Raw genomic sequence first — 15,618 nt, 5'->3', positions numbered from 1 at the left:
TCCTGATTACGATCTGCCCAAAGGACGAGGATTGATACTTTCTCTGAACTGTTCTACTTCTTCCGTATAACGAATAGGTAATACATATTCGAGGTTTTCGTGGGGACGAGCGATAATGTGGTGAGATAAAACTTGACCACCTTTTACCCGTTTAACATTTTCAATTCCTGCACTGACAGAGGCTTGTACTTCAGATACATCACCACGAACGATAACGGTAACACGACCACTACCAATTTTTTCATAACCAACTAAGGTTACACGAGCCGCTTTAACCATAGCGTCGGCGGCTTCTACTACGGCGGGAAACCCTAAAGTTTCTACCATTCCTACTGCAATTGACATATTTTTTTAGGTTATTTTATGGAAAATTTATAAATCAATAATTTAAGAGTTAAATATCTCTAAATTTTGAAGGTTAATTTCAGTCAACTATAAGTCGATGATTAATAACTACGGAATTGTTCTACTTCTTCGGTATAACGAATAGGTAATACATATTCGAGGTTTTCGTGAGGACGAGCGATGATGTGGGTAGAAAGAACTTCTCCTCCACTTACTCTGTTGGCAGACTCAATACCTGCGGAGATGGAAGCCTGTACTTCTGATACATCACCACGAATGATAACGGTAACACGACCACTACCAATTTTTTCATAACCAACTAAGGTTACACGAGCTGCTTTTACCATAGCATCAGCCGCTTCTACTACTGCTGGAAACCCAAGGGTTTCGATCATTCCTACTGCAATTGACATTTTATTTTTTTTCCTTGATACACTAAATTTACTTAAAATTGAAACAAAAGCTCTTCAAAAAAAGTTTTAATTTACTCAAAAAAATTTCGACAAAATGTCTAAAAAAACTTAGTTAATTTGTGAATAATGAGTATTTTTACTTCTTTTATTGATGAATGAGCGATCATTCAAGATATTTTTCAATCTATCTACAATAAGCATAAACAAGCATGGTACGTTTGACAAGATAAATCTCTATGATATTTATTAATCTTTTCCTTAACGATTCTTAATAAGTACAATTCGAGTTCTTTATCTGTCTTTTATTAATAGATAAAACTAAATGGTTTTTAAATTATCTATTGTGTTTTATCACTAATTAAGTCTGTTTAAAAAGTATTTTGATGAGAGTAGGAGATAGGAGTAAGGAGACAGTAGATAGGAGAAATAAGTAATGAGTAATAAGTAATGAGTTTTTTACTCTAGAAAGAGCTTGGTAACACCTCAGTTCGATAAAAGAATTCTTGAGGTTAATAGGTTTCAGGTGGCAGGTGGCAGGTTGCAGGTTAACAATTTCTTTGTTTAGATCAATTAATTACTTAATTTAATTTGGATAAAATCAATTTTTGTTCAACTTTTTTACCTTATCTTTACCTGATACCTAACACCCTTTCCGATACCTTATCTTAACCGATGATTTTATGTAGAACTCAGGTGGTAACAATCATAGATTAAAAGTTCTTAAATTGTTTGAACGTTCATGGTTTTATTCCAATACATGATGATTGGAGTTTTCTTAACTCATTACTCCTTACTCGTTACTCGTTACTCAAAAACCCAACTATTTATCTTCCCAACTAAAATTTCGTTCACCCGGAGGGTGTTAGGTTAAAGAAGAAATAAGGTTACGATCGAAATAGTAGTAATTCCAATGCCTAACCAAATAAATTGATTATCTTTATTATTTACCGTACTTAAATCCACTAATTCAATTTGACGTTTGGGCTTGATTTTGCGATTAGGACTACTGGCGTTTTGATATTGGGGCGCACTGGAGGTAATATGATTAAGATCGGGAATTTCTGTCATCCATTCTTTCGGACGATTTAATTTCGGTGCTTTGATAATATAAAGTAACTGTTTGGCTTGTTGCTTGGTTTCTTTATGGGGATGGTTTAATAATTCTTCGCACAAACTCAGGGCTTTTGGGGATTCTCCTCCCGCTTCATAGGCATTAACCAACCAAATTTGTACTTCACCCCCTAAAGGAGAGTTGGGAGAAATTAGTTTACAAGCCTGTTCTAAATTCTCCATACTAAGACGATAACGTCCACTATCAAAAGCTGATTTACCTTGTTGATATTTTAGCTCAAATTCCCGTTGTGAAAATGAAGTTTTCTCCATAAATCATCAATAATCTATAAATATTGTGCTTGTAATGGTTCGTCATATTGATCGGCGATCGTCGCTACTAAGGTGATCGATCGAGATATTTCCGCAGGAGACAAATCATTTACAGTTCGTTGAGCGGATACGACTACTTGATTATTTAAAATAGAGAAACAAGTTTCAAAAGTGCCACTCCAATTTAATTCCATGAGTTGACGAAATAGTAATGCTTCATTTTTGGCAGGTAAAGGTAATACTACAGACCACACAGTGAATAAATCCTCATCACTTTCCCCTGTCAACTGTACATAAACTTCCACCGTACCATATTGAAATTTCCAAATATAGCCTTCTTCCGTAGCTTGTACCATCGCGCTATCATTTTCTTCTAAGCTATAGATTACTGTTTCAATTTCATCTTTATGACTATTTTTCGGTAAATTGAGATCATCAAAATCTATATCTTCGGAAATTGGTTCAGTAATTGTCATAATTTTAAATTTAGTGATTATTCTATACTCAAATGATACGAAAGAAACTGACAATTGACAACAAAGAGTTAAAAAACCTTTCCAAGAGTTATTATGATCAGGCTATCATTTATTTGATGAACTACCGATACTTAATCATCTGAGTTTGACATAAAAATGGACAAGCCACCTCCCCCCAAGCGCTACGGCTCAAGAAAAGGTGGCTTTTATTTATTATACCTTAATTTTAACTTATTTTTCAATATTTGTCAAGAGTTTTACTAGCAAATATTCGTATTTTTTACAAACTAAATTTAGTTAAGGATAATATTAAGAGTTAAGGATAAAATTAGGAACTAAAAAAATACCAATAATTATTTTAATGGGATAACTAACAATACTAAATTCCTAAATTAATCTCTTTTTTAGTAAAAGGTAAATCATTATTAATAGCCTTGATTTCTTCGATCGTACCTATATTAATTTCATCGATATAATGACGTAAAATACTACTCATACGAGGATTATAAAAACGGTGCATACTGTGGTTAGCAGTCGCAGGAAAACCGCGCCTCTTTTTATGAGAGCCCCCCGCCCCAGGATCATACATTTTAATACCTTCAGTGATGCCCCACTCGATGGGTTTATAGTAACAAGTCTCAAAATGAAGGCAATTATATTCAGCTAAACTGCCCCAATATCTACCATATAAATTCTCTCCTTTTCGGATACAAAAAGACATTCCTACAGGAATATGATCATTATCTTCTCTATGAGCAACTACTAACATTAATCGATGACTATAGTTAGGATAAAGTTGTTCAAAAAATTGTTTAGTTAAATATTTACTGCCCCAATAAAATTTATCGCAAGTGTTGTTATAAAACTTGTAGATATAAGGGTATAAATAATGATCAATTTCTTCCCCTACCAGATTTTTTGTGACTAAACCTGCCTTTGTAACTGCTTTTCTTTCTTGCTTAATATTCTTACGTTGATCTGAGTTAAATATTCTTAAATAATCATCGAAATTATTAAAATTTTTATCACTCCAAATATAACTGTGGTGCATCCAAGCAGTGAAGCCAAATTGACTAATAACCGTTTGCCATTGAGGATCAACGTATAAAAAATTACATCCAGACAGTTTATTTTTTATGCAAAAATGATCGATGGCATTCACCATCATTTCGGTAATTTTAGACTCATCTTCACCCTCTGCAATTAAGAAACGATAACCCACCGCAGGAGTAAAGGGAGTCATACCCAACATTTTGGGATAGTATTGAATACCTAAACGATGTGCTAAATCTGCCCATTGATGATCAAAGACAAATTCACCGTAACTGTGACCTTTGATATATAATGGGGCTGCGCCAATCAAATTATGATTATGCCAAACTGTTAAATGACAAGGTTGCCAACCCGTGCGCGGTTTGACGCTTCCTGATGTTTCCAAATTATGCAACCATTCCCACTCTAAAAAGGGAGTCGCAAGGGGTAACGCCATAGCATCCCAAGCTGTTTGAGGAATTTCTGCTATTTTTTCATGCCAACGAATGGTATAGGGAGAATCGTTTTTTTTGCCAAAAAGTTGCTCAATCATAAAACTCAATCTACTTTTATGATTAAATTATAGGCTTTTTCCCCATGTTTATTGTTATTTTTGTCACGCAAAGACGCAAAGACGCAAAGATATTTCTACTAAATTAGAGATAAATTTTTAAGCTATATTTCTGTTTTTCTAAAAATAACTATTTCACCTCGATTGCTACCTGTAGCTAGTTTCTGTCCTGAAATATTCCATTTTAAACAAGAAAAACCTCCAGCTATTTCTTTTAAATTTTGTCTTAAATTTTTCCTATTTTCCCATAATAATAAATTACCTTGATTGCATCCACTCACTAATAAAAAGTTGTCAGGATGAAATTGTAAGTCTTGAATTTTACCATAATTGCCCTTTAAAATTGAGCCATTCCACCCTTGTTTTTCGTTTTCAGCTTTTTCCCATATAATTATATTTTCCATCGTACTAATGGCTAAAATAGGTGCTATTCCTGTGGATTTTTGTGACCAAGTAAGGTTACGAATTTTGCCTCTAAATCCAGACAATCGCCAAGGCACTAAATTTCCTCCTCCCCACACAAAAATGATATTATCTAAGGAACTTATGGCTAAATATTCTCCATCTTTTGACCATGCAATTTTTAGAGCGGCGGCATCGGTTTCGATGTAAAATGCATCATCATCCCAGTTGTTTGCTTCCCAAATTTTAACTCCTCCATTTCCTGCCACTGCCAAAAGTTGCCCGTTGGGATTCCATGCTAAATCTAACACAGAGGAATTTTCAAAGGGTAAGGTAGTAATAATTTCTTGAGTTGTTATATCCCAAATTTGTACATAGCGCCCTTGACTAAAAGCAAGATGATTTTGTTGGGGATGCCATGCTAAATTTTCTAGCCATTGTTTACCCCAATTCAAGGTATCAATTAATTGTAACGTGGATGATTCCCAAATTCTGACTTGACCATCTTGCCCTCCTACTGCTAAATATTGACTATCAGCAGAAAAGTCTAAGCAGTCGATCGAATTTTTGTGTTCATTGGCGGTTAAAATTAGTTGAGGTTTATCGGTAAATATCATCACCTCTCCTCCTGCCGAACTTACCGCTAATGTACCATCTTTTGACCAACTTAGGGCGGTAATATATTCTTCTAATTCTGTTTTGTATTCTAATTCTAACATCGAATTATTTAGGATTTTGCCCTTATTTTCTTTAAAACCAGTTGTTAGCTAGGTATATTATACAAATCTTCAAAACTTTGATTTTTCATTCTTTTACCTAATACCTAACACCTTATCTCCATCAAAAGACTATGAGGCAACCTCTATTAGACACCCTCTAAAATCCTCTTTTAACTGCTTTTCATCTAAATTACGCCCGATAAATATTAATTCATTTTTAGGAGTTTCTTCTGTTTTCCAAGGTCGATCGAGCGTTACATCAAACAACATATGTACCCCTTGAAAAACTACTCTTTCCTTAATGTCTTCTGCATTTAAAATGCCTTTCATGCGAAAAATATCTGTACCTTGAGTGCGCAATAATTCTGTCATCCAACTGTGCAACTTATCTAAATCAACTTTTCCAGACTCTACAATAGCCACAGAATACACTGATTCATCGTGTTCGTGAGCATCTTCAGCAAGGAAATTAGGATCAATTTCTAAGGCTTTTTGTAAATCGAACGATCGAACTCCTAAAATACTATCCATACTAATATTAGCATTCTGAGTACGATAAATTTTAGCGATGGCATTCATATCTCGAATACGTCTTTCTAAGTCTTCTAACTCCTCAACGCTTACTAAATCGGTTTTATTCAGTAAAATAATATCAGCAAAAGCAATTTGTTCTTGTGCCTCCTCAGCATCCCAATGTTGATGAATATGTTTAGTATCAACCACCGTCACCACCGCATCTAAAAGTAACTCTGACTTCAAATCTTCATCCACAAAAAAAGTTTGTATTACAGGAGCAGGATCAGCTAATCCTGTAGTTTCAATCACAAGGTGATCAAATTTGTCTCGTCTTTTGAGTAAATTACCAATGATGCGCATTAAATCTCCCCTAACGGTACAACAGATACAACCGTTATTCATCTCGAAAATTTCTTCATCAGCAGAAATTACTAATTGATTATCAATGCCAACCTCTCCAAATTCATTGACAATAACAGCAACTTTTTTGCCGTGTTCATAGGTAAGGATATGATTAAGTAAAGTAGTTTTTCCTGCACCTAAATAACCAGTTAAAACCGTTACGGGTACTGTTTTTTGATTAGTTTGAGTAAACATGAATAACCTCTTTTTCTTCGATAATAATTTTTAAGTTGCAAAAAATATAGACAAAATTAGTAATTAGTTGTCAATCAATCACCCACCGTATCATAAATTTCACGACTAACGAGATAAATTAAACTCAAAATTTTTGAACGCATTTCATTACTCCTTACTCCTTACTTCTTACTCCTAATTAACTGTTGCCACTAAAGATAAAATAAATAATGACAACAGCTATAATCATGATATTAGAATTTTCTAATAAGCTAGACCCATACTGCGAGTAGTTTCCGCACCTAAATAAACACGGATACTCAAAAAGTCGGTAGGACAAGCAGTTTCACAACGTTTGCAACCTACACAGTCTTCTGTACGGGGAGATGAGGCAATTTGTCCAGCTTTACAACCATCCCAAGGTACCATCTCTAGTACATCAAGAGGACAAGCACGAACACACTGGGTACAGCCAATACAGGTATCGTAAATTTTTACACTATGGGACATGGATAAAAGACTCCTTTACCGAATTGTTATCAATGATTTCTCAATTTAAGGTTTTGTTTATCGATCGACTTTCATTCTATGATTAATAGAATAGTCTATGAATCTAGTTTTGTCAGTCTCTCAAGGTTCGATCGTTCGATCGAGTTTAATTTTACTAAAACTTTTTAGATTTAAGTTCCAGTTATTAAAAGTCAAGTATATAATCTCAGTCACAATTTCTGATATATAACTTCAAACTCTGTAACAATTCAATAAAATTCTTTGTTTTGTGTAAGAAGAAGGGGAATGAAAATAGCGTAAAATGTGGGGTAATAAATCAATTACATTAACCTCGTTTTGCGCACAGACACCATCTTTTACCAGCTATTTCTGATTTTCCCTAATCTACTGTTTGAATTACTCAATCAACCTCCTGTGGAAGGTTATCAATTTTCCTCTAGGGAAATAAAAGAATTAGCCAGACGCTTTGACGGTATTTTTTTACCCCCAGAGGGAGAAATCGATCGAGTAATTTACTTTGTAGAAGTCCAATTTCAAGAAAAACAAGACTTTTGGTGGCGTTTTTTGACAGAAATCTTTGTTTATTTGGGGCAATATCAACCTGACAACGATTGGCAAGGTGTAGCTTTGTTTTCTACCCGAAAACTAGATGCTGGTTTACCACGTCAATATCAAAGTTTATTTGATAATGGACAAATCAAAATTTTCTATTTAGATGAATTGGAAATCTCTGAAACATCATCCATTGAATTAGAAATTATCTCCTTAATTGTAGGAAAAGATAGTGAGGCAATTCCCAAAGCAAAAAAAGCCGTAACTAAAAGTCAGGAAATCATTGATAATGCCAATGAACAAAGAAAAATCTTAGAATTGATACAAACAGTCTTAGTCTATAAACTCAATCAACTAACAAGGGAGGAAATCGAAGCCATGTTTACTTTAGATGATTTAAAACAAACTCGATATTTTCAAGATGTGGCAGCAGATGCCAAACTCGAAGGTATCAAAGAAGGTATCCAAGAAGGTATCCAAGAGGGTATTGAGAAAGAAATTAGCTTAGTTATTCGTTTACTGAAGCGAAAATTAGGTAATTTATCTCCCGATTTAGAGTTAAAAATTCGCAATTTATCTTTAGAAACCTTAGAAGATTTGGGGGAAGCGTTATTAGATTTTTCTTCGTCACAAGATTTAATTACTTGGCTTAATTCTCATTAGACTTCTTTATAAATAAAATCAATTTTTATTTGAATTTATTTAACCTATAATTCCCCGTTTTCCCCTATTTTCTCGAAAAATTGGATACATGGAAAAGCTAAAAAGCGGTTATTTAACTTTTCCCCATGATTGATTATTCCTGAAAATTAAGGGGATTTTGATCCCTACGATGCTCAACTGGTAAAGGTTTAGGCTGTCGATCGAGCAGCGCCACTTCGTGATCGCCCACTAAACTAGCAGTAAATTCTAAAGCACTACGCAACCTTTTCCCAGCATAAATCGACATATCACGGGGTACACTAATTCTATCCCGAAGATAACGTAAGGCAATATCGCTATTTTCAGGAGGAGGGCAAGGATTTCCTGTCATCATATAAGTTAGCGCACTACGCAAAGCTCGATCGAACATCACCTTATCAGTTTCGGGGTTAACCTTAATGATATTATCTTTATGTTTGATCACTCGATATAATGCTTCTTGACGAGAATTTTCTGGCTCGGCATACTTAACATCAGGAATCTGAAAATAATCGCCATAATCCACTAATTTTTGATTAATTTTAGTTTTTTCTGAAGTATTTTCATGACATCCTCCCATCTGAGGCGGTAAATCGTGGGCATGGGTATGGAAATCACTTTGTGTTCCCCTATAGGTCGATCGAGTTTCCATAGCATCAAACCAACGGGAAAAATAAGGATTTTCTTCCCTGAGAGAGTAACCTTTATAATAAAATAAACTAGCGTTCATTCGTTCTACATAGGGCGTAAAAATCACATCAACCACACTAAAATCATCGAGAAAATAAGGGCTTTGGGTTCGGGCTAAAGCAGTTTCTACTTGTTTAACCGCTTCGATAAACTGCTGACGATTATTTTCCTCCTGCATTTTTAACATCGAAGCATAACAAAGCCAACGACACCATTTTCTAAACAATAATCTTTCTAACTTTCTCAATGCCATAGCTTCAGGTTGTTGCATTCCTAACCCTAAAACTCCAAACTCTTGTTCGAGCGCCAATAAAATATCATCACTTTCTGTGATAATTCGATCGTCCAACTCTAAAGCAGGTAACATTCCAGAGGGTACTTTTTCCTTATACCATTGCTCTTTTTCCCCGTAGCAAAACATAGTAACTTTTTTAATGCGATAGGGGATTTGTTTTTCTTCTAACCATAACCACACTTTTTGACAATAGGGACACCAAGCATGATAATCACGATATAGTGTCACCCTTACTTCATCTATCGAATGGTTAAATAATCTCAAAAGTGCCTGAGAATTGGTAACTCCGTTAATTCTATCAATATCGTAATCCGTTAGGTTTTTTAATTCTTGCCAAGTAAGAGGTGTCATAAATTATTCGTAATAAACTTTTCTCTATCATAAAGATTTTATTAAATTTATACTCAGATCAATTTTGATGAGAATTTTCTCACGCAAAGACGCAAAGTCGCTAAGAGATAATGATCAGAATATAAAGTAATCGAAAGAAAGGTACAAAGTAATATTCTTGTCATTAAACTTATCGTTTCCTCACTAGGATAGAGCGAACTATAACAGTAAAATAGAAAAGAAGGTATGGTAAACATTGTAACTTTTTAACTACCTAAATTTGAGAAAAAAATCATCGAAAAATAAGGTTGTAGGAGTAGTTATTGATTTTTTGATGATTCCAACTCCCCCCAACTCCCCAACACCCTAATACCCCAATGCCAAAACCTAACAATTTTATATTTAACTGAGGTTAGAATAGAGATCGATCGTTACAAAACTTTACCCATGAAAAGAAAATCAATCACATTTTGAGAGAGAAACTAAAATGAAAGTGGTTGTTCAAAAACAAAGTTAAATGTTGACACTACAAGAAAACCCTCTCAGAATTGGATTAAAACAAGCCAAAACTCCCGAACCCCTTATCCTTGTTATATTTGGAGCATCGGGAGACTTAACCCAAAGAAAATTAGTACCTGCGTTATACCAACTGAAAAAAGAAGGGCGATTACCCGCAGAAATGACGATCGTGGGTGTAGCACGACGAGAATGGAGTCATGACTATTTTCGAGAACATATGCGAGAAGGTATCGAGGAATTTTCAGACGGTATCGGTAGAGAAGACTTATGGCAAGATTTTGCCGAAGGACTTTTTTACTGTGCAGGTAATATGGATAAAGCCGAAAGCTATGAAAAACTAAAAGCATTTCTCGAAGAATTAGACGGCAAACGAGGCACAAGGGGAAATCGAGTCTTTTATTTAGCCGTATCTCCCAAATTTTTCCCTCCTGCCATCAAACAACTAGGCGCAGCAGGGATGTTAGAAGATTCTTTAAAACATCGTTTAGTCATCGAAAAACCCTTCGGCAAAGATTTAAGCAGTGCGCAAGTATTAAATCGCATCGTGCAGAAAGTTTGTAAAGAAGAACAAGTATATCGTATTGATCACTATTTAGGAAAAGAAACCGTACAAAACTTGATGGTATTTCGTTTCGCTAATGCCATATTCGAGCCTTTATGGAATCGTAATTATGTGGACAATATTCAAATCACCGTAGCGGAAACCGTAGGGGTAGAAGAAAGAGCAGGGTATTACGAAACCGCAGGGGCGTTGCGGGATATGGTACAAAATCACCTCTTACAGTTATTTGCTTTAACGGCAATGGAAGCACCTAACGGAGTAAATGCTGATAGTATTAGAGGTGAAAAAGTGAAGGCTTTACAATCAACACGCCTTGCAGACTTAAAAAACCTCGAAAAAAGTGCCATTAGGGGACAATATACCGCAGGATGGATGAAAGGAAAACCGATTCCGGGGTATCGTGACGAAAAAGACGTTAACCCTGATTCTACAACTCCCACTTTTGTCGCCTTAAAATTGATGGTAGATAACTGGCGTTGGCAAGGAGTGCCTTTTTATCTGCGCACGGGAAAACGTTTACCGAAAAAAGTATCAGAGATTGCCATTCAATTTAAAGATGTACCCTTAACCATTTTTCAATCGGCGGCACAACAAACCAACCCGAATATTCTAGCATTGCGTATTCAACCCAATGAAGGGATTTCTTTAAGATTTGAAGCCAAAGTACCCGGTTCTGAATTACGCACTCGTACAGTGGATATGGATTTCAGTTATGGTTCATCCTTTGGTATGGCAACCACTGACGCTTATCACCGTCTCCTATTAGATTGTATGTTAGGGGATCAAACTTTGTTTACTCGTGCCGATGAAGTAGAGGAAGCGTGGCGTATTGTTACTCCTGCGTTAACGGCTTGGGATGCACCATCAGCACCCGATTCCATACCATTCTATGAAGCGGGTACATGGCAACCATCGGAGGCGGAGTTTTTGCTTAACCGTGACGGTAGAAAATGGCGCCGTCTTTAAAGTTAATCAGAAGAAAAATGGTGAAGACAAGAGGGGGAAGAGGGGGGAGAAAGGGGAGAGGGGGAGGAAAGATAAATTAAATCATTAATTGATTGATCAAAAAATGAGTATGGAAACAGACTTAAAAAAAAATCAATGTTTAACAAGTCATGAGGATTTGATTGTGTATCAAAAAGCCTTTGATGTAGCTATGAAAATTTTTGAGTTATCAAAAAAATTCCCCATAGAAGAAAGATATTCTCTCACGGATCAAATTCGTCGATCGTCTCGTTCTGTGTGTGCTAACCTAGCGGAAGCATGGCGTAAAAGACGATACAAGGCGGCATTTATAGCGAAATTGAGTGATTCTGAAGCAGAAGCTGCCGAAACTCAAGTTTGGCTTAAATTTGCGGTTAATTGTCATTATGTAAATATTGAACAAGCTAGAGAATTATACAGTATCTATAATCAAATTTTAAGTGGATTAGTCAAAATGATTAATCATCCTGAACAATGGCTTTTATAAAAACTCTCTTCCCCCTCTTCCCCCTCTCCCCCCTCTTCCCCCTCTTCCCCCTCTCCCCCTCTCTTCCACACCATAAAATTTTTTAATACAACTAAAAACCATGACAACACCATTAGTATCATTACAAGCACCCAAAGATGTAAATTTAGACTACATCGATCGAGAATTACATGACATTTGGCAAAATTATAGCGGAGTGGGAGACGGTTTAGCCGCCACTAGGGCTTCTACTTTTAGCTTTTTAGTTTATGAGCCTGAAGCTACACAGCCACTACTAGCCTCCCTAGGTTTTTATACTGGTCCTGTAGATGGTATTGGAGGACCTCGTACCACTTCTGCGATTAAAGCGGCTCAAAAAGCCTACGGTTTAGAAGTAACAGGACTTTCAACCCCTGAGTTATTAGCTAAATTGAGGGCAGAATTTGAAGCAAAACAAGCTAAAGGTGACATCGATTTAGCAGAATTAGCGTCTATTAAACAGTATTCTCCCGATATGGAAGGCGCAGGTATGGCAGATGCGATCGCATCTATTAACCCTTGTCGTATTGTCACCCTTTGTCCCACTACGGGGGAAGATGAAGGAGTCAAAGCCCAAGTATCTGCCTATTGCCCTGTGAATAAACGTTCAGCTAATAGTTTGATCTGTTGCGAATATATCACCGTGACGGGAGTATCAGAGGCATTTGAACGGGTTGGGGGTGTAATTTCTGAGTTGATGATTCCAGACTTACCAAAATTCATCTGGTGGAAAGCTGGAATTGATGAAGATTATCCCCTCTTTCAAAGGTTAGTTAGTAATTGCGATCGACTCATCATCGATTCTAGTACTTTTGTTCAACCAGAAGCAGAATTACTCAAAATTGGTCAATTATTAAATAAGGATATACCATTAATTGATCTCAATTGGGCTAGATTGTCGCCATGGCAAGAGTTGACAGCCGAAGCATTTGATCCTCCTGAACGTCGAAGTGCTATTTGGGAAGTAGATCAAGTTACGATCGACTATGAAAAAGGCAACGCCTCTCAAGCCTTGATGTTTTTAGGATGGTTAGCCAGTCGTTTAAATTGGCTACCTGTCGAATATGGCTATGAGGAAGGAGACTATAACATTACCACCGTTAAATTAATTAGTCCAGAAGGCAAACACATCACCGCCGAATTAGCAGGAGTACCCATTGCTGACTGGGGCGAAGTCTTAGGGGATTTAATCAGCTTAAAACTAACCTCCACTAACCTTAACGCCGATTGTTGTACTGTTTTATGTTCTGAAACTACGGGCTGTATGCGCATGGAAGCAGGAGGAGGCGCTCAATCCTGTCGTATTCAACAAGTAACATCATTAGCAGATCAAAGCACTGAAACTTTACTAAGTCAACAATTACAGCGTTGGGGTAAAGATGTTCTTTATCAAGAAAGTATGGAAATCACGACTCAAATTCTTAACTTGATTAAGAATTAAGAATTAAAAATTAACAATTAATAATTAATTATTTCCGAGTCTCCTAATCTCCGAGTCTTCTAGTTTTAACAATCTTCCCAATTCCTCAACTCTCCAACTCTCCTTTTCCCATCATCACCAAAAAAATTTTCAGCCACCCCTAATTGCCTAAAAGACCGATCGATCATAAGATGATATGTTTGATACTTATGCTCATTAAATAGTGTCCAGATTTGATTCATCAGAGCATAGGAGCAGTATATATTAACAAAATAGAAGAAATTAGGAGTAAAAGTGCGAAAAATTATAATTGCGGGTAACTGGAAAATGCACAAGACTCAAGGGGAGTCTCTTGAATTTTTACAGGCTTTTTTGCCCCATTTAGAAGATACAGCAGAAACTAGAGAGGTGGTTTTATGTGTACCTTTCACCAGTTTAAATTTTATGTCGAAAAATTTACACGGTAGTCGAGTCAAACTAGGTGCTCAAAATATCCATTGGGCTGATCAAGGTGCGTTTACTGGTGAAATTTCAGGAGCTATGTTATCAGAAATAGGCATGAATTATGTCATAGTTGGTCATAGTGAGCGCCGTCAATATTTTGGAGAAACCGATGAAACCGTTAATAGTCGTTTATTAGCGACACAAAAATATAATTTAACTCCAATTCTTTGTGTGGGTGAAAGTAAAGCACAACGGGACGCAGGAGAAACAGAAAATGTTATTATTAATCAGTTACAAAAAGGTTTAGTTAATGTAGATCAAAGTAATCTTGTTATCGCTTATGAACCTATTTGGGCGATCGGCACTGGTGATACTTGCGAAGCTACAGAAGCAAATAGAGTCATTGCTTTAATACGCTCTCAGCTAACTAATAAAAATGTAACTATACAGTATGGTGGTTCAGTCAATCCTAGTAATGTTGATGAAATTATGGCACAACCTGACATTGATGGTGCATTAGTTGGGGGTGCAAGTCTTGAGGCTTCTAGTTTTGCCCGTTTAGTCAACTACAAATAATAATTAATAATTAACAATTAACAAAATAAGTACAGATAGATGCACAATAGACTTCAACCACATTTAAGGTAGAGACGTTGCATGCAACTTCTCTACGAGGGTTTCAGACAATAGATTGTAGATTGTGAAACTAATAGAAATTGTGTCAACCTCTACCTACTTATCCTTTCTTGACTCTCAATTCTTAATTCTCCATTCTCCATTCTCCATTCTCCATTCTCCATTCTCCATTCTCCATTCTCCATTCTCCATTAATTTTATGTGTGATTTTTTAACTATCCGCCATCATCGTTTTATCTGGGAAAGTCGTACCTATTTAATGGGGATTTTGAATGTTACCCCTGATAGTTTTAGTGATGGTGGGCAGTTTAATCATCGGGAAACTGCCATAAAACACGCTTTAACTATGATCGATCGAGGTGCTGATATAATCGATATTGGTGGACAATCCACACGCCCCGGAGCTAAACAAATTTCCCTAGATGAAGAATTACAACGGGTTATCCCGATTATCAAGGCAATACGAGAGCTTTCTGATACACCTATTTCGATCGATACCACTAGAGCAACAGTAGCACAAGAAGCTATAGAGATGGGGGCAGATATAGTTAATGATATTTCAAGTGGTACGTTCGATCGCACTATGTTGTCAACGGTGGCAAAATTGCAAGTACCAATTATTTTAATGCACATAAAAGGCACTCCTGAAACCATGCAAAATCTTACAGATTATCAAGATTTAATCGGAGAAATTAAGCTATTTTTTCAAGGAGTAATTAAAGAAGCCCTCGATCTAGGAATCAAAAAAGAATATATTATCCTCGATCCGGGTATCGGTTTTGCCAAAACCTATGAACAAAACTTAGAAATTTTAAGAAATATTCAAGAGCTTAAAACATTAGGTTTTCCTATTTTAATTGGTACATCTCGTAAGAGTTTTATCGGTAAAATTTTAAACCAAGAAAATCCTCAAGACAGAATTTGGGGAACGGCGGCGACTTGTAGCTATGGGATTACTCAAGGGGCAAATATTTTAAGAGTTCATGATGTAAAAGAAATGTATGATGTAGCTAGAGTCACCGATGCTATAATATAACTTCAGTATTTATCTTCTCTC

General features: G+C 36.1%; 15 protein-coding genes. 6 read left to right on the top strand and 9 right to left on the bottom strand.

Annotation, left to right across the window (positions count from 1 at the left end; genetic code table 11):
• Window positions 1–6: 6 nt before the first annotated feature.
• The 8 genes from SYN6308_RS01360 to psaC form a co-directional block, all read right to left on the bottom strand.
• Window positions 7–345, bottom strand: coding sequence for a carbon dioxide-concentrating mechanism protein CcmK (locus SYN6308_RS01360; RefSeq protein ID WP_017292631.1), 339 nt, complete (start codon window positions 343–345; stop codon window positions 7–9).
• A 101-nt stretch (window positions 346–446) separates the two neighbouring features.
• Window positions 447–758 carry a carbon dioxide-concentrating mechanism protein CcmK gene (locus SYN6308_RS01355; RefSeq protein WP_017292630.1) on the bottom strand — a complete coding sequence of 104 codons (312 nt, stop codon included), beginning with the start codon at window positions 756–758 and terminating at the stop codon, window positions 447–449.
• An 867-nt stretch (window positions 759–1,625) separates the two neighbouring features.
• On the bottom strand, window positions 1,626–2,141 hold the full coding sequence (locus tag SYN6308_RS01350; protein WP_017292629.1) for a tetratricopeptide repeat protein: 516 nt from the start codon (window positions 2,139–2,141) through the stop codon (window positions 1,626–1,628).
• A gap of 14 nt (window positions 2,142–2,155) precedes the next feature.
• Window positions 2,156–2,617, bottom strand: a complete 462-nt coding sequence (locus tag SYN6308_RS01345) for a YbjN domain-containing protein (protein WP_017292628.1) — start codon at window positions 2,615–2,617, stop codon at window positions 2,156–2,158.
• 379 nt (window positions 2,618–2,996) lie between these two features.
• Window positions 2,997–4,202 carry a GNAT family N-acetyltransferase gene (locus SYN6308_RS01340; protein WP_017292627.1) on the bottom strand — a complete coding sequence of 402 codons (1,206 nt, stop codon included), beginning with the start codon at window positions 4,200–4,202 and terminating at the stop codon, window positions 2,997–2,999.
• A gap of 122 nt (window positions 4,203–4,324) precedes the next feature.
• Window positions 4,325–5,341, bottom strand: a complete 1,017-nt coding sequence (locus SYN6308_RS01335) for a WD40 repeat domain-containing protein (protein ID WP_017292626.1) — start codon at window positions 5,339–5,341, stop codon at window positions 4,325–4,327.
• Between the two features lie 129 nt (window positions 5,342–5,470).
• The gene (locus SYN6308_RS01330) at window positions 5,471–6,454 is read right to left on the bottom strand and encodes a CobW family GTP-binding protein (protein ID WP_017292625.1); all 984 of its coding nucleotides are present in this window, start codon (window positions 6,452–6,454) and stop codon (window positions 5,471–5,473) included.
• 243 nt (window positions 6,455–6,697) lie between these two features.
• The gene (gene psaC, locus SYN6308_RS01325) at window positions 6,698–6,943 is read right to left on the bottom strand and encodes a photosystem I iron-sulfur center protein PsaC (RefSeq protein WP_012307203.1); all 246 of its coding nucleotides are present in this window, start codon (window positions 6,941–6,943) and stop codon (window positions 6,698–6,700) included.
• Between the two features lie 336 nt (window positions 6,944–7,279).
• On the opposite strand from psaC, the gene SYN6308_RS01320 reads away from it, so the two are divergent.
• The gene (locus SYN6308_RS01320) at window positions 7,280–8,158 is read left to right on the top strand and encodes an Rpn family recombination-promoting nuclease/putative transposase (RefSeq protein WP_026101851.1); all 879 of its coding nucleotides are present in this window, start codon (window positions 7,280–7,282) and stop codon (window positions 8,156–8,158) included.
• 133 nt (window positions 8,159–8,291) lie between these two features.
• Here the strand turns inward: SYN6308_RS01320 and SYN6308_RS01315 are convergent, their stop codons facing one another.
• Window positions 8,292–9,512, bottom strand: coding sequence for a glutathione S-transferase family protein (locus SYN6308_RS01315; protein WP_017292623.1), 1,221 nt, complete (start codon window positions 9,510–9,512; stop codon window positions 8,292–8,294).
• A gap of 496 nt (window positions 9,513–10,008) precedes the next feature.
• Between SYN6308_RS01315 and zwf the strand changes: the two genes are divergently transcribed.
• The 5 genes from zwf (at window position 10,009) to folP (ending at window position 15,597) form a co-directional block, all read left to right on the top strand.
• Window positions 10,009–11,538: a glucose-6-phosphate dehydrogenase gene (gene zwf, locus SYN6308_RS01310; protein ID WP_017292622.1), complete on the top strand. Its 1,530-nt coding sequence runs from the start codon at window positions 10,009–10,011 to the stop codon at window positions 11,536–11,538.
• Between the two features lie 109 nt (window positions 11,539–11,647).
• On the top strand, window positions 11,648–12,043 hold the full coding sequence (locus SYN6308_RS01305; RefSeq protein WP_017292621.1) for a four helix bundle protein: 396 nt from the start codon (window positions 11,648–11,650) through the stop codon (window positions 12,041–12,043).
• A 100-nt stretch (window positions 12,044–12,143) separates the two neighbouring features.
• Window positions 12,144–13,502, top strand: a complete 1,359-nt coding sequence (gene opcA, locus SYN6308_RS01295; protein WP_017292619.1) for a glucose-6-phosphate dehydrogenase assembly protein OpcA — start codon at window positions 12,144–12,146, stop codon at window positions 13,500–13,502.
• A 273-nt stretch (window positions 13,503–13,775) separates the two neighbouring features.
• The gene (gene tpiA / locus SYN6308_RS01285; RefSeq protein WP_017292617.1) at window positions 13,776–14,501 is read left to right on the top strand and encodes a triose-phosphate isomerase; all 726 of its coding nucleotides are present in this window, start codon (window positions 13,776–13,778) and stop codon (window positions 14,499–14,501) included.
• A gap of 259 nt (window positions 14,502–14,760) precedes the next feature.
• The gene (gene folP / locus SYN6308_RS01270) at window positions 14,761–15,597 is read left to right on the top strand and encodes a dihydropteroate synthase (RefSeq protein ID WP_017292615.1); all 837 of its coding nucleotides are present in this window, start codon (window positions 14,761–14,763) and stop codon (window positions 15,595–15,597) included.
• Window positions 15,598–15,618: the final 21 nt, after the last annotated feature.

The organism is Geminocystis herdmanii PCC 6308 (assembly GCF_000332235.1).
GTDB classification, from domain to species: Bacteria; Cyanobacteriota; Cyanobacteriia; order Cyanobacteriales; family Cyanobacteriaceae; genus Geminocystis; species Geminocystis herdmanii.
Note: the sequence above shows the minus strand (reverse complement) of the source record. Positions and strands in the feature narration are given on the sequence as shown.